The organism is Labilithrix luteola, from assembly GCF_001263205.1.
Classification (GTDB): domain Bacteria; phylum Myxococcota_A; class Polyangia; order Polyangiales; family Polyangiaceae; genus Labilithrix; species Labilithrix luteola.
The window spans coordinates 4479218-4505134 of sequence record NZ_CP012333.1 but is presented as its reverse complement, the minus strand read 5'-3'; the positions used below and the strand labels follow the sequence as shown (position 1 = coordinate 4505134).

Annotated in this window: 14 protein-coding genes; 3 read left to right on the top strand and 11 right to left on the bottom strand. The window is 67.6% G+C overall.

Annotated features, from left to right (window positions below; translation table 11 throughout):
- Nucleotide 1: 1 nt before the first annotated feature.
- From AKJ09_RS20010 to AKJ09_RS19965, 10 genes are all read right to left on the bottom strand, one after another.
- On the bottom strand, nucleotides 2-535 hold the full coding sequence (locus AKJ09_RS20010) for a hypothetical protein (RefSeq protein ID WP_146648802.1): 534 nt from the start codon (nucleotides 533-535) through the stop codon (nucleotides 2-4).
- A 24-nt stretch (nucleotides 536-559) separates the two neighbouring features.
- On the bottom strand, nucleotides 560-2080 hold the full coding sequence (locus AKJ09_RS20005) for a hypothetical protein (protein ID WP_146648801.1): 1521 nt from the start codon (nucleotides 2078-2080) through the stop codon (nucleotides 560-562).
- Complete coding sequence (locus tag AKJ09_RS20000; protein WP_146648800.1) at nucleotides 2077-2724, bottom strand: c-type cytochrome; 648 nt, start codon at nucleotides 2722-2724, stop codon at nucleotides 2077-2079. Before AKJ09_RS20000 ends, AKJ09_RS20005 begins: the two co-directional genes overlap by 4 nt.
- The gene (locus AKJ09_RS19995; RefSeq protein WP_146648799.1) at nucleotides 2721-3338 is read right to left on the bottom strand and encodes a DUF3341 domain-containing protein; all 618 of its coding nucleotides are present in this window, start codon (nucleotides 3336-3338) and stop codon (nucleotides 2721-2723) included. The genes AKJ09_RS20000 and AKJ09_RS19995 overlap by 4 nt, the downstream gene beginning before the upstream one ends.
- On the bottom strand, nucleotides 3335-4786 hold the full coding sequence (nrfD, locus tag AKJ09_RS19990) for an NrfD/PsrC family molybdoenzyme membrane anchor subunit (RefSeq protein ID WP_146648798.1): 1452 nt from the start codon (nucleotides 4784-4786) through the stop codon (nucleotides 3335-3337). Before nrfD ends, AKJ09_RS19995 begins: the two co-directional genes overlap by 4 nt.
- A gap of 3 nt (nucleotides 4787-4789) precedes the next feature.
- Nucleotides 4790-8092, bottom strand: a complete 3303-nt coding sequence (locus AKJ09_RS19985) for a TAT-variant-translocated molybdopterin oxidoreductase (protein ID WP_146648797.1) — start codon at nucleotides 8090-8092, stop codon at nucleotides 4790-4792.
- Nucleotides 8089-8715: a cytochrome c3 family protein gene (locus AKJ09_RS19980; RefSeq protein ID WP_146648796.1), complete on the bottom strand. Its 627-nt coding sequence runs from the start codon at nucleotides 8713-8715 to the stop codon at nucleotides 8089-8091. The genes AKJ09_RS19985 and AKJ09_RS19980 overlap by 4 nt, the downstream gene beginning before the upstream one ends.
- A gap of 406 nt (nucleotides 8716-9121) precedes the next feature.
- On the bottom strand, nucleotides 9122-9625 hold the full coding sequence (locus AKJ09_RS19975) for a hypothetical protein (RefSeq protein ID WP_146648795.1): 504 nt from the start codon (nucleotides 9623-9625) through the stop codon (nucleotides 9122-9124).
- A gap of 48 nt (nucleotides 9626-9673) precedes the next feature.
- Nucleotides 9674-10828, bottom strand: coding sequence for an FIST signal transduction protein (locus AKJ09_RS19970; protein ID WP_146648794.1), 1155 nt, complete (start codon nucleotides 10826-10828; stop codon nucleotides 9674-9676).
- Nucleotides 10829-10914: 86 nt separating this feature from the next.
- A complete protein-coding gene (locus AKJ09_RS19965) occupies nucleotides 10915-11394 on the bottom strand; it encodes a hypothetical protein (RefSeq protein WP_146648793.1) in 480 nt (159 codons plus the stop codon).
- 64 nt (nucleotides 11395-11458) lie between these two features.
- Here AKJ09_RS19965 and AKJ09_RS19960 point away from each other — a divergent pair, with 64 nt between their 5' ends.
- The gene (locus tag AKJ09_RS19960) at nucleotides 11459-11986 is read left to right on the top strand and encodes a hypothetical protein (RefSeq protein WP_146648792.1); all 528 of its coding nucleotides are present in this window, start codon (nucleotides 11459-11461) and stop codon (nucleotides 11984-11986) included.
- A gap of 9 nt (nucleotides 11987-11995) precedes the next feature.
- Here AKJ09_RS19960 and cyoE read toward each other — a convergent pair whose 3' ends face one another.
- Nucleotides 11996-12919, bottom strand: coding sequence for a heme o synthase (gene cyoE / locus AKJ09_RS19955; RefSeq protein WP_146648791.1), 924 nt, complete (start codon nucleotides 12917-12919; stop codon nucleotides 11996-11998).
- A gap of 116 nt (nucleotides 12920-13035) precedes the next feature.
- Between cyoE and AKJ09_RS19950 the strand changes: the two genes are divergently transcribed.
- Both AKJ09_RS19950 and AKJ09_RS19945 read left to right on the top strand, forming a co-directional pair.
- A complete protein-coding gene (locus AKJ09_RS19950; protein ID WP_146648790.1) occupies nucleotides 13036-13515 on the top strand; it encodes a nucleoside deaminase in 480 nt (159 codons plus the stop codon).
- Nucleotides 13516-13790: 275 nt separating this feature from the next.
- Complete coding sequence (locus tag AKJ09_RS19945; RefSeq protein ID WP_146648789.1) at nucleotides 13791-25856, top strand: tetratricopeptide repeat protein; 12066 nt, start codon at nucleotides 13791-13793, stop codon at nucleotides 25854-25856.
- The last annotated feature ends 61 nt before the right edge of the window (nucleotides 25857-25917 follow it).

Below are 25917 nucleotides of genomic sequence, written 5' to 3'. Positions count from 1 at the left end.
ATCAGTGATGAGCGCCCGCGTCAGCCGCGGGAGCATGGGGAGCCGCACCGGCGTCGCCGCCCTTCGCGGGCGCGCCCGCGTCGGTCGCCAGGGGCGCCGCGCCGCCGTCGGCCGCGAGAGCTCCGCCGTCCGCCGCCGCCGCACCGCCATCGGCGGCTTCGGCGCCCGCGTCGCCCGCTTCCGGGCCGGCCGCGCCGACGATCGGCTCCGGAGCATGCTTCGGGAGCTTGCTCCAGCCGGTCATCGGACCGAGGTCGTCGGACTGCTGCGGGGTAACGAGGCCTTCGCGGTTACCCTTGGCAAGCTGAGCCATGGCCTGGTCGATCGGCATCTTCGCGCCGGTCAAGGCGGCCTGCTCGGCCTTCTGGTGCTCTTCGAGAGCAACGGGCGCGGACCGCTTCGCGGTCTGGGCCTCGTCGCTCATCATGGCGTAGTAGCTGTTGAGCACGAGGTTCAGGCCCGCCAGCGTCACGATCGTGATCACACCGATCGTGACGATGAGCTTGATTCTCGGGGGTGAGTTGTCGGTCGCCATCGGAGATCTCTCGTTCGCTCTCGATTACGCGTTCTGGAAGTGCAGCGAGCGCTGGAGGCGCGGGTCGCCGACGGGGACGAGCGGGTACTTCGTCATGCGGAAGAAGACGAAGGCGCCGTAGATGCCACCGACCGCAAGGAGGCAAGCCGCGTCCATCCAGTGGAAGGAGAAGCCAGGCTTGTTGAGGAGGTAGTTCGGCATCACGAGCCAGTAGATGTCGACGACGTGCATCACGAGGAGCAGCGCCGCGCCAAGCTGGAGGCGGCCCAGGTTGCGCTTGAAGTTGCGCGAGATGAGCCAGAAGAACGGGACGACGAAGTGGACGACGATCAGGACGAGGCTGACGCGTGCCCAGGGGGTGTGGTCCCAGCGGTTGTGGAAGAACGTGGTCTCTTCCGGAAGCGCCGCGTACCAGATCAGCATGAACTGCGAGAAGCCGATGTAGGCCCAGAAGACCAGGAAGCCGAACATCAACTTGCCGAGGTCGTGGTAGTGCTCGACCGTCACCGCACCCGAGAGCGGACCGGCGTTACGGAGGGCCATGGTCACGAGGATCATGACCGCGTAGCTGGAGACGACGCCGCCCGCGAAGACGTAGACGCCGAAGATCGTCGAGAACCAGGTCGGCTCGAGCGACATCACCCAGTCGAACGCCGCGAACGTGACGCTGAGCGCGAAGAGCATCGTCGCGCCGGGCGCGAAGCTCTGGGCCTTGAGCGTGAGTTTCGGATCCTTCGACCTGTCCTGCGCGGCCGAGTAGCCGAAGAGGCGGAGCGCGAGGAACGCCCAGATGACGAAGTAGACGACGGCGCGGATGAGGAAGGCGTTACGGTTGAGGTAACCGGCCTTCTTCTCCATCAGCTCCTTGTGCTCGAGGGCGTGGGGATCCGGGAGGCCCGCGGCGACGGGGCCACCGTGACCACCGTGCGCGCCTGCACCCATCGGTCCCATGCCGCCGTGGCCGAAGCCGGGCATCGCCCCGGGCATGCCGTGCGGGCCCATGCCGGCGGGGCCGCCGTGAGGCATCGCCCCGGGCGGAGGTGCGGCGTGGTCGCCAGCCGGGCCGCCTTGAGCGGGGGCCGGAGCGTGCTCCTGCGCGTAGGCCGGCGTGACGAACGGAATCGAGCCGTGCTCTTCGCCCTTGTGGGGCGCCGCGTGCTCTCCGCCGTGCTCACCGTGCGCGTCGTGCGAACCGAGCCACGGGAAGAGCTGGTTCATCGTCCCCAGCACGGGGAGGAAGAGCGGAATCATGATGACGACGCCGTAGGCGAAGAACTCCGCCGTGCGTCGCACCGTGACGCTCCACCCCGCCGACGTGAGGCGCTGGATGAGGACGAAGAAGAGCGCGCCGAGCGCGATCGTCAGGACGGTGATGAACGCGAACATCCACGAGAACGCGAAGCGTCGCGCGTCCTGCGTGTAGCCGAGTCCTGCGCCGATGAGGCCGAGGACGCCGATGCCCGCGAAGATCTTCCATGCACCGGCCCAGGAGCCCGTGAGCTCCCAGGTGTGCTTCTCACTCGAGTCTTTCTTGGACGCGCTCACTTCTTGTTCTCCGGAGCAGGAGCTTTCTCTTCCGGCAGCTTCGGCTGAGCGAGCTGCAGCACGCGCACGTACGAGACGATGGCCCAGCGGTCGTTGACCGGGATCTGCATCGCGTAGGGCGGCATGTTGTTCTTGCCGTTCGTGATGGTGGCGAAGATCTGGCCGTCGGGGGCGTGGCGGAGACGATCCTGGTGGAACGTCGGCGGCGCGAAGGCCGCGGCGCCGGTCGCCTGAGCGTGCTTCGTCACCATGCCCTGGCCGCCACCTGCCATGTCGTGGCAGGGCGCGCAGTAGATGTTGTAACGAGCCTTGCCGCGGGCCTGGAGAGCCTCGACACCGCCCACGCGCGCGACGACCTCTTTCGGGGTCTCGAGCACGTAGCCGGTCTGGTCGTCGAGGCGGCCCTGCGAGACGCCGAGGTCGACGTCTTCGTCGTGAGCGATGACGCCTTCGACGAGTGGACGCATCGTGCGGTGGTCGGAGAAGAAGTTCGACTCCTCCTGCACCTGGTACTTCGGCTGGTCGTACATGTTGCGAATGCCGAAGACGGGCGATTCCTTCGACGACTGCCCACGGCAGCCGGCGGAGAGACCCGCCAGGGCGATGGCGCCCACAATCAAGCTAAAACGCGTCGCCGTGTTCATGCGTGCGACTCCTCCGCATCGAGGTCTTCGCCGCCTTCGTCGTCGTCCGCGATCTCTTCGAGGCTCGTCGGGTGGAGCGACTCCAGGAGCTTCTTCGTCTTCTCGAGGTTGAACTTCGGGTCCGTGGCTTCGACCGACACGAAGAACTTGTCGTTCGAGAAGCTGGCGAAGCGCTCCGAGTTGAAGACCGGGTGGTGGTGACGGGGCAGCTTGTTCAGGCCGAACATGCCGAGCACCGTGCCGAAGGCCGACAAGAGAATCGTCAGCTCGAACATGATCGGGATCATCGAGGGCAGCGAGGCGATCGACGCCGGCTTGCCGCCGATGATGATCGGGTAGTCGACGTTGTTCATCCAGTACATCATCAGGAACGCGACACACGTCCCGGTGAGGCCGACTGGGAACACGATGAGACCGAGCTTGCTGTCGCCGAGGCCCATCGCCTGGTCCATGCCGTGGACCGGGAACGGGGTGTGGGTGTCGAACTGGGTGTAGCCCGCGTCGCGGAGCTTCTCGGCCGCGTGCAGACAGTCGCCCGCGGTGTCGAACTCGGCGAGGAGGAGAGCCGGCGCGCTCTCTCCCTCTTCGCGAGTTTCCTTCGTGGTCTCACTCATGACGAAGCCTCCGCAGTCGCGTGCTCGTGCTTGTGTCCGGCCTCGCCGTGGTGCTCGCCGCCGTCGTCATCGTGACCGAAGTGCGGGTCGGCCTCCGGCATGACGCCCTTGACCTCGGCGATCGCGATCATCGGGATCCAGCGGATGAAGAGGAGGAACGCGGTGAAGAAGAGTCCGAGCGTGCCGGCGTACGTGAAGATGTCGATCGGCGTCGGGCGGAAGTAGCCCCAGCTCGAGGGGAGGAAGTCGCGGAAGAGCGAGGTCACGATGATGACGAAGCGCTCGAACCACATGCCGATGTTGACGAGGATCGACACGACGAACATGACCGGGATGCTGGTGCGGAAGCGCTTGAACCAGAACACCTGCGGGCTGAGGACGTTGCAGGAGATCATGATCCAGTACGCCCAGGCCATCGGACCGGTGAGGCGGTTCTGGACGAACAGGAAGCGCTCGTACTCGTTGCCGCCGTACCAGGCGATGAAGAACTCCATCGCGTACGCGTAACCAACGAGGCTGCCCGTGGTCAGGATGATCTTGTTCATCAGCTCGAGGTGCTTCATCAGCACCAGGCTCCGCATGCCGTAGACGGCGCGCGTGATGAGCATGAGCGTCATGACCATCGCGAAGCCGCTGAAGACGGCGCCGGCGACGAAGTACGGCGGGAAGATCGTCGTGTGCCAGCCCGGCATGAGCGAGGTGGCGAAGTCGAAGGAGACGACCGAGTGAACCGAGAGGACGAGCGGCGTCGAGAGAGCCGCGAGGATCAGGTACGCGCGCTCGTAGTTCTGCCAGTGGCGGTTCGAGCCACGCCAGCCGAGCGAGAGCGTTCCGTACACGAGGCGGCGCGTCTTGTTGCGCGCGCGGTCACGCAGGGTGGCGAAGTCGGGGACGAGGCCGACGTACCAGAAGAGGAGCGAGACCGTGAAGTACGTGCTGACCGCGAAGACGTCCCAGATGAGCGGGCTCTTGAAGTTCGGCCAGATGCTCATCTCGTTCGGCAGCGGCAGCATGTAGTACGCGTACCAAGCGCGACCGACGTGGATGCCGGGGAAGATGAGCGCGCAGATGACGGCGAAGATCGTCATCGCTTCGGCGAAGCGGTTGATCGCCGTGCGCCACTTCTGACGGAAGAGGAACAGAACGGCGCTGATGAGGGTTCCGGCGTGGCCGATACCGATCCACCAGACGAAGTTCGTGATGTCCCAGGCCCAGTAGACCGGGGCGTTGTTTCCCCAGACACCGACACCCGTCCAGAACAGGTAGCCGATCGACAACCCCATGACGCCGGTGAAGGACACGGCGAGGAGGAAGGCAATCCACCAACCACGGGGCGACTTGGTCTCGGTGACTCGGCAGACCGTCTCGGTGATCGACTTGAAGGTCGTCCCCTCGGCGGCGAGCGGGGTCTCACCCAGCTCTTTGATCGGAAGGTTCCAGGAGCTCATGCCTCAGGCTCCCATCTCGGGGTTGGGGTTACGGATCTTGCCGAGGTACGTGGTGCGCGGACGCGTTCCGAGCTCCGCGAGGAGACGGTAAGCGCGATCCTTGCCGTGCCACTTGTTGATGCGGCTGTTGGGATCGTTGAGGTCGCCGAAGACGATGCAGTCCGAGGCACACGCCTGCTGGCACGCCGTCTTGATGTCGCCGTCCTTGATCGGCTTGCCGGTGCGCTTCGACTTGATCTTCCCCTCCTGGATGCGCTGCACGCAGTAGTTGCACTTCTCCATGACGCCGCGCATGCGCACGGTGACGTTGGGGTTGAAGTGCATCTTCTCCGTCTCGGGGACGTCGTCGTAGAAGCCGCCGCTCGTGTGGTAGTTGAGGAAGTTGAAGCGGCGGACCTTGTACGGGCAGTTGTTCGCGCAGTAGCGCGTGCCGATACAGCGGTTGTAGGCCATGTCGTTGAGGCCTTCGGGCGAGTGCTCGGTCGCGTTGACCGGGCAAACGTTCTCGCACGGAGCCTCTTCGCACTGGACGCACGCGACCGGCTGGAAGACGACCTGCGGGTCGTTCTCGTCGATACCGACGAAGTAGCGGTCGATACGGAGCCAGTACATCTCGCGACCGCGCTCGATCTGCTCCTTGCCGACGGCCGGAACGTTGTTCTCGATCTGGCAGGCGATGACGCAAGCGTTGCAGCCGGTGCAGGACGTGAGGTCCATGCCCATGCCCCACTTGTGGCCCTTGGAGTAGTCGACCGTCGGCCAGAGCGGCGCGACGACCGGGTCCGGAGAGCCCGAACCGCGGACCCCGATCACGTTGCCGTGAAGGTCGGTGTCCTTGCGGGCGTCGTTGGGGAACTGCGGGAAGAACGCGTTCTTCCGGTACTCCTCGAGCGTGGCGTCGATGGCGATCGGACGACCTTCCATCGCGTCGTGCTCTTGGGTCTGGCTGACCTTGTAGAAGTTCGTCACGACGTCGAACGGATCGTCGGGACGAATGCGGCCTGCCGCCGGGGAGTCCGCCGCGGCCATGCCGACCTTGCGGAAGCGATCCTTGATGGCGTCGATCTCGCCGGCCGAGAGCTTCGTCGCCTTGACGCCCGAGGCGATCCAGAGCGCGTCGCTCGTGCGGAGGCCGTTGACGTCGAAGCCGTGCTTGTTGCCGTAGCGGCCAGCCTTCTGGCGGCCCCAGCCGAGCACGACGGCGATCGAGTTGTCGGCCTGGCCCGGCGTGATCCACATCGCGATGTCGACCGGCTGGCCGCCTTCGCGGGTGAGGCGCACGACCTGGCGGTTCTCGACGCCGAGGGCCTGGGCGGTCGCCTTCGAGACGAGGGCGACGTTGTCCCAGGTCACCTTGGTGACGGGATCGGGCAGCTCGAGGAGGAGCGGGTTGTTCGCAAAGCGGCCGTCATAGAGCTTCGGGCACGGCGCGAACGTGATCTCGAGGTTCTCGGGGCCGAGGGCCTTCGTGCCCTTCGACGCCGCGAGGGCCGCGGTGATGTCGGCGTGGTGAAGCTCGGTGCTCGCGACCTTCTGCGCGTTGCCGAGGACGCCCTTCTTGAGGCCCTCGTTCCACGTGTGAGCCATGGCGGCGGCGCTCGAGAGCGAGCCCTTCACCGTCTGCTGCACGACGTCGTACGGCTTCGGGCTCTCGCCCGCGAACTTCGCGAGGATTTCGAGGTCGCTGCGGCCACCGTGGAGCGGCGCGATGAGCGGCTGCTGGATCGACACCGTGCCGTCGACGGCGCGCTGGTCGCCCCAGGCCTCGAGCTCGTCGGCGCGCGGCGCGTGCCAGGAGCTCGCCTCACCCGTCTCGTTGAAGTGCGAGGCGAGGTGGACGCTGGTGCCGACCTTGGAGAGCTTCTCGGCGAACTTGACGTCGGCCGGAGCGTCGTAGACGGGGTTGCCGCCGAGGATGAAGAGCGTACCGACGCTCCCCTTCTCGATGTCGGCCGCGAGCTGCTTGATGCTCGCGCCCGGCTCGCCTTCGGAGGCGTCGGCGACGGGGAAGTAGTTGACGGTGTGGCCGGCGTTGCCGAGGCCCGCGTTGATCGCGTGGGCGAGGGCGTGAACGCGGGCGGGCTGACGCGAGCCGACGACGAGAACGCCGCGACCGCGCGCCGTGCCGAGTTCCTTGGCGACGACCTTGATCCACTTCTCGGGGATGCCGGTCGCGTCCGCCTTCTGGGCCGCGTCCTTCGCGCCGCCGATGTCGACGCCGTGGGCCGCGAGCTCCTTCGCGAGGGCGAGGAGGTAGCGCTCCGCGTCCTGCGCCGGGAGGCGGAGGCGGTGGTCGGCGTTCATGCCCGTCGTGGTGAACGCGGGCTCGACCACGTAGAGGCGGTTCATGCCATCGTGCGGGCCGTTCGTGAGCTTGCGGCCCTGCGCGAACTCGCGGCTCGCGCGGACGACGCCGGTCTCGGTTCCGAGGAAGTCGGAGTCGACCGAGACGATGACGCGCGCCTGGCTGTAGCTCGGCACCACGTTGAGCGGCTGGCCGAACGCGATCTTGGCGCCTTCGCGGGCGTTCGAATCGCTGACCGGCGACCACGTGTGGAACTGCGCCTTCGGGAACTTCGCCTTCACCGCCTCACGGAGGCGGATGAACGTCGGCGAGTTCGTGGGCTCCACGAGGAAGCGGAGACGCGCGCCGTCGCCCGCGGTGCGAACGAGGTCCGCGAGGGCGGTGTCGAACTCGGCCGGGGTCGCCGGGGTGTGCGTGAGGCCGGTGGCGCCCGAACCCTTCACGCCGCGCATCGCCGTCGTCGAGCGATCCGGGTCGTAGAGGTTGTAGATCGCGGCCTGACCGAACGCGTCCGTCGCGCCATTGCTCGACGGGTGCTCGGGGTTACCTTCGACCTTCGTGGGGCGGCCTTCGTGGCTCTCGACGAGAACGCCGAGGGCATCGCCGCGCGTCTGGAAGACCGTGGCGTAGTAGCTCGAGACGCCGGGGAGCACGTGCTCCGGCGCCTTGCTGTACGGCATGATCTTCTCGACGGGGCGACGCGCGCATCCTTCGGCGAAGAGCGCCGCGGACGCGCCCGCGAAGAACATGAAGCTGCGGCGACCGACGGAGACGTCGTTCACGGCAGGCATGTCCTTGCTTCGGCGAAGCTTGACCAGGTTCGAAGGCTTCGAGGCAACGCTCGACGCTTTGGCTTCTTCGAGGCCCTGCGGGAACTCGGCTTCCGCACGCTTTTGAGCGGCTGCGGGGTTGGCCTTGTCCTCGAGGCTCTTCCAGAAAACCTTCGCGCCGTCAGCGGGCTCGGAGGCGGACGGCAAATCGTACGGCTGTCGGCGGCTCATCGGTGGCACCCGGAGCAATGCTGGGGGGGATGGACGTCCGGCGCGGTCCAGTTGGCCGCCATCTCGGGCTTCCAGTCCATGTTCGTGACTTGATCCTTCGGCCGGAGATTCGGCTTCGGATCGCGGTGACAATCGAGGCACCAGCCCATGCCGAGCGGCTGCTCGGCGCGAACGACGTCCATCTGATCGACGCGTCCGTGGCAGGTGACGCAGCCAACGCCCGCCGCAAGGTGAGCGCTGTGGTCGAAGTAGGCGTGATCCGGGAGCTTGTGGATCTGCACCCATTCGATGGGCTTGCCGCTCTCCCAGCTCGCGCGGACTGGCGCGAGGCGCGCGCTATCCGTCTTCACGAGGGAGTGACAACCCATGCACACCTGCGTCGGCGGAATCATCGCCTTGGCGGCGACTTCCACGTTCGCGTGGCAGTACTTGCAGTCCATGCCCATCTGGCCGACGTGGAGTCGGTGCGAATAGGGCACGGGCTGGGTCGGCTGGTAGCCGACCTGGAAGTTCTTGGGGGTGAGGTAGTACCAGATCGCGCCAATCAGGAGCGCCGGCACGATCGTGCCCACGCCTCCGATGATCAGCGGGAGCTTGTTGAGCGACCGGGGAAAGATCTGCATGCGCGGACTCAGCTCAAACGTCTCGGGGTCTCGGGCCTCCACTTCGAGGCGCGCTCTATGCGCACGAGACGCACGAGGGCGCCGCAGCCGCGGAGGGCCCGGGGAAGGGCCGGCGTCCTTATAGAGGAGCCAGGTCCGCGCGTACAAGTCCTCGCTGAAACAGAAAAACGCGAAAGTTTTGCGGCGCTTCCGCAGGGCGGGGTGCCGCCCCCCCACCAGGCCCATGGAATGCCGGAAATGCCATTGCGACGCGACGTCGCTGCCTCAGGACAGAGTGACGTCCGGAGCGAGGTCGGTGCCCTTGCTCCTTATTTAAGGAGCGGCCCCGCTTGCGATGCCGACCCCTCTGTCGCGAGTTGCATGGGTCGCGAGGCAACGTGCGACGCAAATCGCAACTCGCAAGGGCTCACAGTGCGCGATGACGTCGCTGCTGAAGGGACGAGAGCAACCGGCCGATGCCTGCGCCGAGCACGTTCAGGACGACCGACATGTTCCACACCGGCAGCGCCCAGGCCGGAATCCGAGGGATCACGCCGAACCCGACGACGACCGCGACGAGGGCGAACGAGAGGAAGACGTCGAGGGCGATGCCGAGATCGCTCGGCGAGTCGCCCTTCTCCAGCCGACGAACGACGAGATCGAGCAAGCACACGCCGCTTGCTCTTCGGCGACGCGTGACGAGGCTCACCAGGTTCGCGACGTTCAGCGCGAAGTCGACGGTGCCGAGCGCGAGGAGCGCGTAGCCGAGCGCGCACAGTGAAGGCGTGTCGAGCAGGACAACCCCTGTGAGCACCTTGAAGCTGCAGAAAGGGAGCCCGACGCTCACGATCTCGGCGGAGGCCATGATCCACTGCCCGCCGTGCTCGTGGGGTGCCCGTGCCGTCTGCCCAGACTGCTGCGCGTTGCTCAAGGACGCGGAACTATACCGCAGCGCGCGCCTTGATTCGTGAGCAGCGCGTCACAGAATGACGGCCGAGCACATGAGATTGCCGTGATGGCTCTCTCCCTTGTCGAAGAACGCCCCCTGCTCGCCGAACGTGGCGATGCCGAGGAACGGCGCGCCGTCCATCTCCGCGTTGAACTCGTCGGAAATTCGCCCCGCCTGATCCAGCACGACGCCCAAGCAGCCGCCGCAGTACACGAGCAACCCGCCGCGAGGCTTGCGTCCCCTCGCCCCTCGCGCCCGTTGCACGACGCGACGAACGCGCGTCACGAGCGGCTCGCGCATGCTCGTCATCAAGGTGAGCGTGTCGCCGACGGAGAGCTCGGTGAAGAAGGCAAGGCTCCCGGTTTTCTCGACCACGCGATGCGGGTGAGAGAGCAAGCGGCGCGGCATCCCTAGCGAGACTCCCTTCGTGCGCGCGAGCGGCAAGAGGTTCGTCTTGAGAAGGACGTTGCCGCCATCGAGCTCGCCCGAGATCGCTCCTCCGGCCCACTCGTTGTAAACGACCGCCGCCGGCCGGCCGTCGATCTCGTGGACGATGCGCCCTTCGGCGCGCGTGACCTTCCCCGTGTGCTCGGTGGGAAGGTACCCACTCAAGAAGCCTCCGCTGGGCCGTAGGTCGGAGGCTATGCCGACGAGCAGGAAGCCTTGTTTGACGATGCTGTCGTTGGCGAAGACGCGCCATTGCCCGGCGATCTCGTCGTCGGCCGCGCTGCCGCCGTAGACGGGAACCTCACCGGAGAAGACGCTCGCGATGCCGGCAAGGACCTTCTCTTCGAAGCCGGGCGTCGCATGCAGAAGGAGCATCTGCGGTTGTCCGCCCAGCGACTCGACGAGCGCCGAACACGCGCTGCGTGCGCGTTCGAAGGCTTGGCCGGCATCCGCCGCGGACACGGTGACGGCCACGCGCGTAGGTTCGCTGCGTTCACCGAACAGGATGCCGGCGCCCCGATGAAAGCCGTGGCTCGAGAAGACGCCTTGAAACGACGTGGCTCCGAACACGGGTAGCCCGGGGAACTTGCGACGCGCGGCGGCGACGAGCTCGGCGATCGGGGCTCCTTCTACGGCGTACATCAGAGCCCACGCGAGGTCTTTACCTGCGTGGCGATCGAGCTGACGTTCGAGCGACGAGACCGCCCCCGCCACGCTGTCGATGGCAACGACGAACATCCTCGCAGGCTAGAGCAAGCCGAGTTTTCTGGCGCTTACTTCGCCGTCGAACGGTCACGAACGGCGGGCGAACGGAGATTTCCGAATCAGCGCGCTCTCGATGCGAGCGACTCGGCTTCTTCGTGGTGCGTCGGGCAGTCCCTCGCGAGGAGCGTCACGTCCGTGCCGCCTTCGGCCGACGGCTTGCGAAGAGTCACCGTCTTCGGAGTGGCCGACACGCTCTCCGCAGGCGTGGTGTCGCGCACGTGAGCGCGGACAGCGACGAGCATCCCGAGATGGAACTCGAAGCGCGCCTGGGCCACGCGCGCCGCATCCCCTTTCGCTCGCCATTCGAGAGTGGTGTCGTCGGCGCTACCGACCGACGATTGCCACGTTCCTTCCCCGCCGCTCTGGAAGCGCTCGCGGACGTCACGAGGGGACATGCCGAGACGTGCGCCGGGAATGGCTTCCGCCTCCTGGCGTGCATTGCACCCCACGGCTGTGCTCGTGATCGACAGGAAGAGCAAAAGTGTTGCTGGAGAGACGCGCAAGACCGACCACACCGTGCGAAAGGACGTAGGCGCCACGCCACGCTCCGTCAAGCCTGCGACAAGCGCGGCTTCGAGCAAGGAAAGGTCTATCTTGAGGACGATGGGAAGATTCACACGCGGCTTGCTCTGCTCTGCGATCGTGGCTGCCGTCACGTGCGCCGTCGCGTGTGCGTCCATCGCTGGCATCCAAGATCCGCCGGAAACCAAGGCGGATCCGTCCAACGTCAGCCCCAATCCCACGAGCACGACGCCGGAAACCAGCCCCGTGCCCGAGGCTTCGACACAGGACGCCAATTCGCCTGGCGTCCAAGACGCGAGCGCGGACGGCGAAGCTCGGGACGCGACGCCTGACTCGGCCCCGCCCGTCTGCACCAAGAAGGCAAAAGGCGAGCTCTGCGCCTCGGGCTCCGAGTGCTGCGACGGGAAATGCAACGAGGGCCACGCCTGCACCAACGACTGTGACAACGGCGGCGACCTCTGCAACCCGCTCGACACGACGTCGTGCTGCGTCGGCTTCTACTGCAAGATCACATGCGCGCCGTGCATCGCCAGCGGCCAGACGCCCGACGGCGCGTACGGCGAGCGCTCGTGCTGCTCGCGGCACATCGTCGACGGCAAGTGCCAGTGAGGACGTCGATCAGAAGTCGATGAGAAGCGCCGCGAAGAGCAGCACCAGGTAGACCATCGAGATGCCGAAGAGCGAACGGGCCCACTTCACGCCCGTTCCCTCGCGCAGGCCGTAGCAGCCCCACGTGAAGAAGACGGCGCCGAGGATGCTCGCGGCGATGAGATAGCCGTGGTGCGCGACGCCGAGCGGCACGAGCAGGAGGCTCGCGGCCACGCACGCGAAGATCCAGCGGATGATCGTGTGACGCGAGGCGAGCTCGCCCACCGAGTTGGGGAGCACGACGATGCCCGCGCGAGCGTATTCCGCCTTGCGGAAGAGGGAGATCGCCACGAAATGCGGGATCTGCCAGAGGAACATCACGCCGAAGAGCACGACGCCCGCCGCATCGATTCGGCCCGTCGCGGCCGTCCATCCGAGGAGAGGCGGAAGCGCGCCCGGAACGGCGCCGACGTGGAGCGCCCACGCCGAGTGCTGCTTGAGAGGCGTGTACGCGAGCACGTACATGAGGTTCGCGATGACCGCGAGGAGCGCCGTCAGCGGGTTCGCACCGACGGCCAGAATGGGAACGGCGAGCGCCGAGAGGACCACGCCGAACCAGAGCGCGAACCGCGGAGCCATGCGGCCTGCAGGCAGCGGCCGGTTCTTGGTGCGCTCCATGTGACGATCGACGTCACGCTCGATGTACATGTTGAGCGCATTCGCGCCCGACACGATGAAGGTCAGGCCGAGGAGCGTCGAGACGATCGTCACCGGCGTCAGCGCCGGGGTCTCCGGCATACGCTTCGCCAGGAAGAGGCCGCCCGCCGCGGTGATCACCACCATGCGGGTGATTCGCGGCTTCGCGAGCATGATCATGTCGCGAAGGAGGCTCGAGACATGGGCAGCCTGGGCTGACTTTTCGCTCTCGATCGCCGTGACGAGGGGCTTCGGCATGGTCCGGTCCGCCTAATAGGGAGAGGTCCAAGGTGCGTCAAGATACTCGTCGGAACGCCCTTTCCGCCGGCGGTTCCCCCCTCGACAAGCCCAGCCAAACCGTCAAGGGTACCGTCATGGGGCTGGATCAGGATTTTCTCGACCATGCCGTGCGGCTCGCCCGCGAGAACGTCGCCCGGGGCGGCCGGCCCTTCGGGGCGGTGCTGGTCGAGCGCGGCCGTGTGATCGCGACGGGCGTGAACGAGATCTTCCGGACGAACGACCCCTCCGCGCACGCGGAGCTCCAGGCCATACGGAGCGCATGTGCGGCTCTCGGCCGGCCACGGCTCGATGGCTGCGTGATGTACGCAAGCGGCCAGCCCTGTCCGATGTGCCTTGCTGCGATGCACATGACGGGGTTCGCCGAGGTGGTCTTCGCGTATTCGAACGCCGAGGCCGATCCCTTCGGGCTGTCGACCGCGCGGACTTACGCGGAGATGGCGAAGCCGCTCGCCGAGCAAGCGATCGCGATCCGCCAGCAGGCGCCGTCGACGATCGAGGGCGAGCCACCTCTCTATGAGGCGTGGCGCACGCACCAGGCGACGACACTTCGATAAGCGCATTTGTCCGAGCGCACGAACATGCGCGTGTGCCTGGATGTAATCACGTAGAGGCGGAATCACGTCGAGGCGAAGCGACCGCGTCGAAGTGTATCTCTGCGAACAAATTCCGGTACGCTCCGGATCCCACTTCGGGTTCGTCGCTGTCCCGTTCGAGAGCGGGGTGGCGTTCTGAGCTCGCACGCAGTCTTTCGCTGCCTCGCCCGTCCTCGCCCCTGCCTCGCCCAGACGCCTCCCTCATGCAAACGACGCCGCCGCCTCGCCAACCACGCGTGGGTATTCTGTCGTTCGACGCGAAGCTCGAGAACGAAGAGGAAATCCTCGACGCTCTCCTTGCCGCCGTGTCGAAGAACCAGATCGATTCGGAGATCTGGCAGGAGCTCCACAACGCTGCAGTCCGCGACGAACGGGTTTCCGAGCTCGCCTTCGCGTACGAATCGATCGCGCAGGGTCGCAAGCTGCGAACGCTGCTCCCGGCGATCCAGGCGGAACTCTACTACCGCGCGGCGACCTTCTTCGGCGACGTGCTCGGCGACGAGTTCGGCGCCACGACGTATCTCGAGAAGGCCCTCGGCGTGTTCCCTGCGCACGCGGGCGCGTTCGAGCGCATCGATGCGCAGCTGACGCGAACCGAAGACCACAAGAAGCTCGCCGATCTCAGCATCACGGCAGCCGCTCATCGCCCGAAGCCGGAACAGGTCATCCTGCTCTCGCGCGCGGCAGCCCTTTACGAGAACGCGGGTCTCGAAGACAAGGCGATCGAGACCTACCAGCAGCTCGTTCGCATGGAGCCGGGCGACGAGGGATTCCGCAACCTCCTCGAGGCTCGCTACGTCAAAGCGAACCGCTTCCGCGACGTGGCGCGCATGCTCGAGCAGGCGCTCTCCGCCGAGCCGCCCGACCCGCTCGACGCGGCGTCCATCCGCGCGAAGCTGATCGACGTCTTCGCCAACCACCTCAAGGAGCCGGAGCGCGCGATGCCTCACGTCGAGGCGCTCCTCGCGGTCGATCCCACACACCCCGAAGCGCGTCGCGTGGCCACGCGCCTGCTCGAGAGCAAAGGTCTCGCCGCACGCGCCGCCGGTGCGCTGGCCCCCGGCGCCGTTACCACCGACGAACGCGCGCGCCTCTATGCCATCGAGCTCGAGAACACGCGTGGTCCCAAGCGCCGTGACGTGCTCCGGCGCATCGGCATCCTCAAGCAGGACGAGCTCTCCGACTTTCACGGCGCCTTCGAGGCGTTCGAGCAGGCCCTCGGCATCGATCCGGCGGACGACGAGCTCCGAACTCGGTACATCGCGCTCGGCAGCGAGCTGAAGGGGCCGCTCGAAGTAGCGCGCACCTTCGCGCGCGTTTCGACTGTCGCGAAGGACACGGGCGTCCGCTCGCGCATCACCGCCGAGATGGGAGAGCTTCTCCTGCGCGGCGGCGACGCCAAGCGCGCGCGCACCACGCTGGCGGGCGTCCTCGCCGCGCAGACCTCGGATCCCGGCGCCATCCTCGTCGCCGCACGCGCTCTCGCGAGCGTGTACGAGGGCGAGAACGACGTGAAGAACCTGGCCGACGTTCTCGCGCGCATCGGCGAGCTCGGTGTCGACGAGACCGAGCGCCAACGAGCGAACGAACGCGTGGCCCAGCTCGCGAGCGAGAGCGGCGACGTCGAACGAGCGATCGGCGCGTGGCGCAGGCTCGTCGAGACCCCGGCGCGCGATCGTGCGCTCGCGGCTCTCGAGCCACTCTACGAGACCCGTTGTGAATGGCTCGATCTCTCCTTCGTGCTCGAGCAGCGCGCGAAGGACCTGCCCGATCGGAGCATGGCTCGCCAACTGTCGTTTCGCGCGGCCGACGTCTTGAGCACCAAGACGAAGGACATTGCCAGCGCGAGCGAAGCCTGGCGCACGATGATCGAGACGTACGGCCCCGCACGCGACGTGTACGCGAAGTGGATGCCGATCCTCGAAGGGCAGCGGCAGTGGAGCGATCTCGCCGTCGCCCTCATCAACGACGCGCGCCTCGCCCCGTCCGAGGAGCGGGCACCGATCCAGGCTCGCCTCGGAACCGTGTACCTTACACGCATGCGCGACACCGACGGCGCCATCGACGCGTTCCGTCGCGCCCTCGAAGGTGACCCGCAGGAGAAGACGAGCCGCACCACGCTCGAGAAGCTCCTCGTCACCGGCGAGCACCGTCTCGCGGCGGCCGCCGTTCTCGAGCCGCTCTACCGCGCCGAGAACGACGAGCAGAACCTCGTTCGCATCCTCGACATCAAGTCCCAACTCTCCGAATCCGTCACCGATCGGCTCGCGGCGCTCGAGGAAGCGGCGCAGGTCGCCGTCGCCACGTCACGCGACAAGGCCCTCGACTTCGTGGGGCGCGGTCTCGCCGAGGCCGTCGAGCACGATCAGGACGTTCCGGGTTGGCTCGGTCGCTTCGACGCGTTCGCGGGTGAAGCCGACGGCAAGCGCCGTGCGTCGATCCTGGCCAAGGCCCTCGGCGATCGCACCATTGACTCTCCCCTCCTCCTCACGCTCGCCAAACGCGTGGGCGAAGAGCACGCCGCGGCAGGTGACGTAGCGGCGGCACTCGCTGCGCTGCGTCGCGCGCTCGCCTACGATCCGTCGTCCACCGAGCTCATCGGCCGCGTCGACGAGCTTCTTCGCGAACAGGGAAATCCGGAGGAACGCGTCGCCCTCTACCGCGCGGCCCTCGAGCAGAACCCCGACGCCGCGCGCCGCCAGAAGCTGCTTCACAGCATCGGCGCCGTCGAGCGCCACGAGCTCGCCAACCCCGACGCAGCCATCTTCGCGTACAAGCGGGCCCTGAAGGACGACGCCGATGACATCACGGCGTTCCATGCACTCGTCGAGCTCTACTCGGAGACCCACGAGTGGGACGAGCTGTGCAAGATCCTCGAAGACCGCTTGCCGCGCGCCGCTTCGAAGGAAGAGGCCCGCGCCGTTCGCGCGCAGCTCGCCGAGGTCGCGTCGGGCCACGGTCAGCCAGAGCGCGCCGCTTCGAACGCACATGCGCTTCTCGAAGACTCCGAGCTGGGGGCGTTCGAGCTCGATCTCGTCGAACGCGTGGCGAACACGCTCGGCGACATGGATCTGCTCCGCGCCCTCCTCGAGCGACGCGTTCGCGAGAGTGCCGATCCGAAACAGCAGGTCGAGTGTCTCGCGCGCCTCGCCACGCTCGCCGAACGCGCCGGCGATTCGGCGCGTGCCATCGTTCGTTTGAGGCAGGCCGCCGAGATCGCCCGAGGCGTTGGCGACGACGCGGAGGCCGTTGCGCTGCTCGATCGGCTTCGTGGCATCGAGCCACGCGACGCCGACGCGACGAATCAGCTCGTCGAGCTGCACGAGCGAGCCGAGTCGTGGAGCAAGCTCCCCGACCTCGTCGGCATGCTGCTCGATCTGACCGCCGATCCGTCGGACAAGGTCCTTCTCCTCCGGCGCCTCGCGCGCACGCACGCCGATCACCTCGGCAACGTGGCGCTCGGGTTCCAGGCGATTCGCAGCGCATTTGCCCTCACGCCGAGTGACGAAGGCGTGCTCGCCGAGGCCGAGGCACTCGCCGTTCGCGCAGAAAGCACGGCCGACTTCGCGAACGCCATCGACATGGCGCTTGCCGAGCATTCCGAGCTCTCGCCGAGCACCTCGCTCGATCTGGCGCTCGCCAAGGCCCGCACGCTCGCCGCGGATCCCTCGAACGCGGGCAACGCAGCCGCGGCGTTCCGCGCGGTCCTCGAGAAGGCCGAAGGCGAGCCGCATCTCGGCGCAGCCGCCGGAGGGCTCGAGGCACTGCTCCGCGCGATGCCGAACGGTCCCGAGCGCACCGCCGACATTCGCTGGCTCCACGGCTTCCGCATCGAGCGCGCCAAGCCCGAGGAGCAGGCGCGTCTCGTCTTCGCCGCTGCCGTCGCCGAAGAGACCGAGCTCGCCGATCCGAAGGCCGCTCTGGCTCTCTATCGACGCGTGCTCGAGCTCGAACAAGACGATCTCGAGGCGCTCTCCGCCGTGTCGCGCCTGTCGCTCGCCGAAGGCGACGTCGAAGGCGCGCTGGCGGCACTCATCGCCCGACGGAGCGTGTCCGAAGGCGAAGCACGCAATGCCCTCGACGTGCAGATTGCAGCCATTTTGGCCGATCGACCGGGCCGTGCCCGCGAAGCGCTCGACCGCGTCGCCGGCGTGCTCGAGATCGCGCCGCACGACCCCGCAGCACTCGAACTCGCCGCGAAGCTGCTTCGCGATCCGCAGGTCGGCGGGCATGCCGCCGAGGTGCTCGAGAAGTCGCTCGACGCGGTCGAAGATCCGGAGCGACGCGTCGACATCCTTCGTCGCCTTCTCGACCACGGTGAACCAGGCGTCGACGCGCGGCTCGGCCAGTACGAGCGCCTCTTCGACCTGCTCGCCGAGCTCGGACGCGACGAGGAGAGCTTCCAGGTCGTCCTCGACGCTGCGCGCGAGCTCCCGCGTCATGCCTCGCTCTGGGATCGCGCGGAAAATACGGCCCGTCAGCTCTCGAGCCCGGATCCGCTCGCGCAGCTCTATCACGACGTTCTGCAGACGAATCTTCCGAGGGAAGAAGCCGTCGAGCTCGGTCAGCGCGCGGTGGCCTTCTACGAGGAATGGTTCGAAGACGGAATCCGCGTGGTCGGGATTCTGGAGCGCCTCCTCGAGATCGAACCCACCGACACCTGGGCATTCGATCGGCTGAAGTTGATCTTCGACGCGCAGGAGCGCTGGGACGATCTCTTCGCCCTCTACGATCGCGCCGCGCGCGACGCGGATCGCGAGCGGCGCATCGAGCTGCTCGAAGAGGCCGCGCAGATCGCCAAGGACTTCGCCAACCACTCGAAGCGCGCCATCGGCTACCTCGAGCAGCTGCTCGACCTTAAGCCTGGCAACGCACGCTTCGAAGCGGCACTCGAGCGCCTCTACGAGCGTCATGGCTGCCATCGCGAGCTCATCACGCTCCTCGGCACACGCGTCACCGCCCTGCCCTTCGAAGAAGGTCAGAAGGAACGCGCGCGCATCGCCGGTCTTTGGCTCAGCGAGCTCGGAGATGCGTCGAGCGCGATCATCGTCATCGAAGACCTCCTTGCTCACCAGGTCGACGGCAACGATCTCGGAATCGACGTCACCGACTTGCTCGAGCGCGTTCTCGCCGCGGCACCGAAGACCGCGGAGGTCCGCGAGTCGATCCTCCCGCCGCCCGACGGGGGACGACGTGATTCGTACATGCCCATGGCCGGCAAGCGAGGCCTCGTTCGCCAGCGCGCGGCGGCCCTGCTCAAGGAGCGCTACGGCGTGCCCGGTCGCGAGGCCGATCTCGCGCGCGTCCTCGAGGTGGAGCTCGAGGCCGTCAGGAGCGTCAAGGAGCGCATCCGGCGCCACCACCAGATCGCGACCATCTATGGTCAGCTCGGCGACGACGAACGCGCGCTCGAGCACTTCGTACAGCTCGTGCTCCTCGAGCCGGAGGTCCCGGCCCACCGTACCGAGCTCGCAGCCATCGCGGCGCGCATCGGTCGCTACGATCGGCTCGCCGAGGTGCTCGTTTCGGCCGCCGACGACTGCGCCGACGGCACGCTGAAGGTCGAGCTGCTCATGCACGCGGGCGTGGTCAGTGCCGAGAAGATCGGTGACAGGCCGCGCGCGATCGAGCTGTTTTTCCGCGTTCTCTCGGTCAATCCCATCGCCGACGACGCGGTGCTGTCCGCGTGCCGCAACATCGAGCCGCTCCTCGAGACCGAGGGTCGCAAGGCCGAGCGTCTCGACATCCTCGAGCGCCTCGCGATTCTCGAGGAACAGTCCGACATCCGCAGCCACGTGCTCGGCGAAGCGGCTCGTCTCGCGACGAGCCTCGAGGAAGACGACCGCGCCATCTGGGCATGGGAAGGCCGCCTCGAGACCACGCCGAACGATCCGGAGGCGCTCGACGGCCTCGTGGCCCTCTTCGAGAAGGCCTCGAAGTGGCGAAACCTCATCGACGTGCTCGACAGGCGCTCGCGCCTCGAAGGCAACTCCGAAGGCGAGCGTCGAGGCGATCGCGTGCGTGTTGCACGCATCCAGAGCGAGAGGCTCGACGCCATCGACGAAGCCATCGCCTCCTGGCGTGGCATCGAACAGGACTTCGGCGACTCCGAGGAGAGCACACGCGCACTCGCCGCGCTCTATCGAACCACGCGCCACTGGAACGACCTCGCCGAGCTCCTCGCCAAAGCGGCAGAGCGCACGCCGAACCTCGTCGAGAAGGCGGACGTGCTCCGCGAGCTCGGTGACGTGCAGCGTGAACAGCTCGAAGCGCTGCCCGAAGCGATTGCGAGCTACGAAGCGGCGCTCGGACACGATCCGCGCAGCGAAGGCGCGCGCACCGGACTTCGCGCGCTGCTGAAGCGCCCTGAATACAGGCCTGACGTCGTTCGTGTGCTCCTCGTCGCGTACTACGCAGCCGACGACTGGCGGCTCGTTCTCGACCTCACCGAGCACCGCCTCAACTGTGCGAAGGGCGCGGCCGAGCAGATCGCGATCCTCATGGAGGCCGCGCGCATCTCGGAGACGCGCGCCGACGACAACGAAGCGGCCTTCGCGCTCGTGCGCCGCGCACTCTTGCTCGATCCGGGCGACGAAACCACGCTCGGCGAGCTCTTCCGCCTGGCCGAAGCGACGCGCAACTTCCGTTCGCTCGCCGACGCCCTCCGCGAATGCATCGACAACGCGGCCAGCAACGAGCCCTGGGTGCCGTCGCTACGCTTCAAGATGGGTCAGGTCCTCGAGGACAGCCTCGAAGAGCTCCGCGCGGCGCTCGACGCGTTCGTCATGGTCGCGCACGACTCGCCGAGCGACCTCGAGGTCGCACGCGCCACCATTCGCGTGGCCGGTCGCACGCAACGCTGGGATGCCGCCGCGAAGGCCTTGGTCGAGGCGACGCGCGCCCTCGATGCGCTCGATCCGAACATCGTCTCCGCAGTGGAAGACGCCGCGGCGCAGGCGAGTGGCTGGGACGCGATCACCGTCTCCGTCGCCGCGCTCGTCAACGAAGGCTCCGGCCTCAGCTCGTCGCTCGCGCGAGACCTCGAGGCCACCGTGGCCGTGTGGCACCGCGATCGTCGAGGCGATCCCGACGCGGCCGAGTCGGCATACACGCGCGCTCTCGCACACGACGCGACGAACGCCGACCTTCTCGCAGACCTCGCGCGGCTGCAGCGTCGGGCCAAGGGTCGCCCGCTCGTCGAGAGCCTCCTTCGGCTCTCGGAGACCACCGGCGGCGATCTCGATCTGCTCAGCGAAGCCGCCGACGTGGCCGTCGCAAGCGTCGGCGATCGGGCGCTGTCGAAGTCGATTCTCGAGCGCCTGCTCCGTCTCGCCATCGAACGCTGGACGAACGGAACGCCGGAAGGCGTCTTGGCCGGCTCGACGAACTCGCCCGAGAGCTACGTCGACCGCGCCGCGCGCGAGCTCGTTCGAATCCACGGCGACGAGGGCGATCACGAACGCGTGGTGAGCCTCCTCGTCGAGGCGTCGGCCCTCCCCTGGTCGGTCGACACGTCGCGCTCGCTCCGTCACGAAGCGGCGCAGATCGCGGCCGATAAGCTCGCTGCTTCGGACCGGGCGACCGGCATCTACCTCGGGCTCATCGAGGAGGATCCGCACGACGATCGCGCCGTGTCGTTGCTCATCGCGATCTACGAGAGCGGCAACCGGCACCACGAGCTGCTCGCGCTGAAGCGACGGCTCGTCGAGACTGCACGCAACGAGTTCGAACGACTCGGGCTCCGGCTGGAGATCGCCGCGCTCGAAGACTCCCTGGAAGACGTCTCACGGGCCATCGTCACCTTGCAGGCGAACCTCGCCGAGTCGCGTCGTCACGACGAGACCGTCAAGCGCCTCGCCACGCTCTTCACGCGAGAGTCGAAGCACGAGGAGCTCGAAGCCCTCTTCGCGTCCCAGGCTCGCCTCGCGGAGGAAGCCCGCGAGGGCATGATGGCCGCGGACCTCCACGCGCAGGCAGCCGACGTCGCGGAGAACAAGCTTGGCGACGTCGGGCGCGCGATCAAGCACCTCCGCAGCGTCGTCGACCTCGAGCCGCGGCCTTCCGCGCTCGATGCACTCGCACGTCTTTCGACCACCACGCGCGATTTCGAGTCCGCCGCCGATTACCTCGATCGGCTGCGCGATCTCGCGCTCGACAGCGAACGCGCGGGCGTCACGCTCCGCCTCGCCGATGCGCTGACCGCCGCCGGTCGCAAGGCCGATGCGCAGGCGCGCCTCGAATCCGAAGTGTCGCGCGATCCCGAAGCGGATCACGTGCGCATGCGCCTCGCGGAGATCTACCGCCGCGACCAGGCCTGGCTCTCGCTCGCCGAGCTCCTCACGGACGGCGCCGCCCACGCGCCCGACAAGGCCACGCGCCTCTCGCGTCTTCGCGAGGCGGCCGAGCTGCATCGCACGAAGAATGGCGATCCCGAGCGCGCCATCCCGCTCCTCGAGCAGGCTTCGGACCTCACCCCCGACGACAACGCAATCAAGCTCGCGCTCGCCGATGCCCTCGGCGCCGCGAATCGCTTCGAGGAGGCACGTGGCATCCTGCGCCTCCTCATCGACGCGTTCGGCGGCCGGCGCCCGAAAGAGCGCGCGCCCGTGCACTACCACCTCGCACGGCTCGACCTCGCCACGGGCGATCGCGCACGTGCGCTCGTCGAACTCGACGCCGCCACGCGCATCGACCCGGCCAACCCGGCCATCCTCCGCACGCTCGCCGAGCTCGCTCGCGACGACGGCCAGTTCGATCGCGCCGAACGCTCGTACCGCGCGCTGCTCACGGTCTTGCGCCGCCAGGAAGAGCCCACCGAAGACGCGCCCGTGACGCGCTCCGAGGTCATGTTCGAGCTGTCACGCATCGCGAAGCGTCAGGGCGAACCCGATCGCGCGAAGGAGATCCTCGAATCGGCTCTCGAGCTCGGCATGGAGAACGTCGTCGAGGCACGTCGCCTCGAAGCAGCCCTCCGCGCGAGCGAAGATCACGCGAGCCTCGCGCGAGCCCTCGAGGCGCGCCTCGCACGCGCGGGTCACTCGAACGGTAGCCTCGACGCGAGCAAGCTCGCGACGCTCCTCGAACGCATCCCCGATGCCGCGAACGTCTACGCCGACCTCGGGCGCCTCTACGAAGAGCACCTCGGTCGCGCCGATGACGCGCTCGAAATGCGCCTTGCCACGCTGCAGCTCGATCCCGCCTCGAACGACGCACACGACGCGGCTCGCCGGCTCGCAGCGGTCCTCGGAAAGACGCAGGCCTACGAAGACCGCGTGCGCTCACTCACCGATGGCGCTCTCGGACCCGAGGTCGCGAGCGAGCTCCTCATGCGCCTCGCGCGAATCGCCGAGACAGAGCGCCAAGACGATCGCGAAGCTGCTTCGTACTACGAGCGCGCCCTCGCGATTCGCTCCGACGACGTCGATGCGCTCACCGCGCTCGATCGCGTCTACGAGAAGCTGGGTGACTACGCCGGTCAGGCACGCGTGCTCGGCATGCGTGTGGCCCTCGATGCCGAACGCGGTGGAACGTCGGCACCGGCGCTCTACCGACTCGCGCAGCTTCGCTTCCGCTCCGGCGACGTCGACGCGGCATGCGACGCCTTCGAGCAGGCCTTCGACGCCGAGCCCGATGCGGACCGGGCCGAGGAGCTCCTGCGTGGAGCGGCCGACGTTCACCCGACGAGCAACCGCGTCATCGAGCTGTACGAGCGCATCACGCGCGCCGATGGACGCGAACGTTCGCTCGTCGACGCCCTCGTTCGCAAGTGGAGCCTTCCCAACGCCTCGTCGGATTCGATGCGCGAGGCCGTCGAGATCGCGCAGAACCTCGCCGACGTACCGCTCGCCGAGTCGCTTCTTCGCCGGTGGCTCGAAGGTGCCAGCGAGGACCGCGATGGTCGCGTGTTCGCGCTCACGCTGCTCGCGCAAATCAACGAGACCTCCGGGCGCATTCGCGACGCCGTTCTGCTGAAGCGCGAAGCGGCGGAGCTCGCCGAGCCGGACGAAGCACGACGCCTTCTCTTCGAGGTCGCGTCGCTCGCCGCCGGAACGCTCGACGATCTGCACCTCTCCGCCGCCATCTACGAGCAGCTGCACGAGGGCGAGCCCGAGGACAAGGAAGCGTGGTCTCCCCTGCTCGACGTGTACCGTCGCATGGGCGACTACGAGAAGCTCTCTGCGCTCGTCGCCGAGGTCGCCGCGTTCGTCGACGACATGGAGGAGCGCTCGCGGCTCCGTCTCGAACGCGTTCGCATCGCGATGGCCAAGCTCGGACTGTCGGACGAAGACGCCGCCAACGAGCTGCGTGAGATCGTCGACGAAGACAGCACGGCCGTGGAGGCGGCGATCCTCCTCGGCTCGATCCTCGAGCGGACCGGCCGCGAAGACGATCTCGCCGAGCTCCTCGCCAAGCAGCTCGACGCTGCCAAGGATCGTGGCGACTCGGAGGCCGTCGGCTCGCTCTCGCGTCGCCTCGGGCAGCTGCTCGAGAAGCGCGATCGCCAGGCCGCCCGCGACGTCTACTACACGGCTCTCGACTGGGATCCGAACGCACGCGAGGTGCTCGTCGCCCTCGAGCGACTGCACGAGCAGGAGAACGAGCCCGAAGCTCGCGCCGAGATCATGGAGCGCCGCCTCGCGCTCGAGACCGGTGACGACGCCGAGGCGCTCGCGCTCGAGCTCTCCGAGATCCGTCGCCAGGCGGGAGAAGCCGAGGCCGCCGTCCGTGCGCTCGAAATCGGCTTCAAGGCAGCCCCGCAGAGCCGCACCCTGCGCGATCGCCTCGAGGCGCTCTATCGCGAACAGCTCGAATACGAGAAGCTCGCCGAGCTCTACGTGCTCGATGCACGTGGTCGCGCGGATGCCAGTTCCAAGGCCGCACGACTGCGCGATGCAGCGCGCGTCTACCGCGAGGAGCTCGCCGATCCGGAGCGCGCGGCAGGCGTTCTTCGGGAAGCGCGCGAGGTCGAGCCCGACGACTTCGAGCTCCTCGGTGACCTCGTCGAGGTGCTCATCGCTTCCGGCGAGCTGCGCTCAGCCGACGAGGAGCTCTCCACGGCGCTCGCGCGCATCACGCCAGAGCATCCCACGCACCTCGGCCTCGTCGGCAAGCGCGCCACGGTTCGCTCGCGCCTCGGCGATGGTGAGGGAGCGCTCGCCGACTACGAGGAAGCGCTCGCGCACGGCCTGTACGACGTGCGCGGACCGCTCGCGGAGCTTCTCGGTAAGCTCGCCCTCTCGGCCGCAGGTCGCGGTGATGCCGCGTCGTGGCGAGGTCATCGCCTCCGCGTCGCGGAGCTGCGTCGCGAGATGGGCGACATCGAAGAAGCGCGCAACGTGCTGACGGAGCTTCTCAAGGCCGACAGCAAGGACCGCGCAACGCTTCGCGCGATTGCCTACGTCGACGAGCTCGAAGAGCGCTGGGATTCGGCGAGCGCCACGTATCGACGCCTGGTCGGTCTCGAGGAGGGCGAAGAACTCGTGATCGCCGCCCTGAAGCTCGCCGAGACGTGCGAGAAGGCCGACCGGCTCTCCGATGCGCGCGGCGGTCTCGAACGCGCACGCGCAGCGGCGCCGGACAACGTGCTGCTTCGCCAGCGCCTCGCGTGGCTCTATGACCGCCTCGGCGCACTCAAGGAGCTCGCCGAGCTCACGCTCGAAGAGGCGCGTGCGGCAGGTGACGTGGCGCCACGCTTCGAGGGCCTCATGCGCGCCGGCCAGCTGTTCCTCGAGCAAGCGCAGGATCCCGCGCAGACCGCACAGATCGGCGTGTCTTTGGCCATCGCGCCGCTCGAAGAGGCGCACGCGCTGCGTCCTTCCGACCTCGATTGCGCCGCGCTCCTCTCCGACGCGTACGTCGGCGCAGGACGCATCGACGACTCGAACGACCTGCTCACCCGCACGATCGCCACCTTCAAGGGCCGTCGCGCAAGGGAGCTCTCGGCGCTCTACCACCGGCTCGCGCGCATCGCGGAGTTCCAGGGCGATCGCAACACGGAGCTTGCCCACCTCTCGACGGCGCTCGACATGGACGCGCAGAACGGCAACGTGGCTTCCGAGCTCGCTTACCTCGCCATGGAGCTTGGAAACTGGGAGGTTGCGCAGCGCGCCCTTCGTGCCGTCACCATGTTGAAGGCACCGGCGCCGCTCCCCCGGGCGCTCGCCTACCAGCACCTCGGCGAGATCGCGCGCGCTCAGGGTGATCCGAAGCGCGCCATGATGCTCCTCAAGCGCGCGATCGACGACGATCCGAACCTGCATAGCGCCCGAACCTTGCTCGACGCGCTGCACGCCGAAGGCTGAGCGTGTGAAGAAGGTTCATTCGTCCACATGGAGCCGAAGCGCGCGCGTGGTCGGCTCCGAC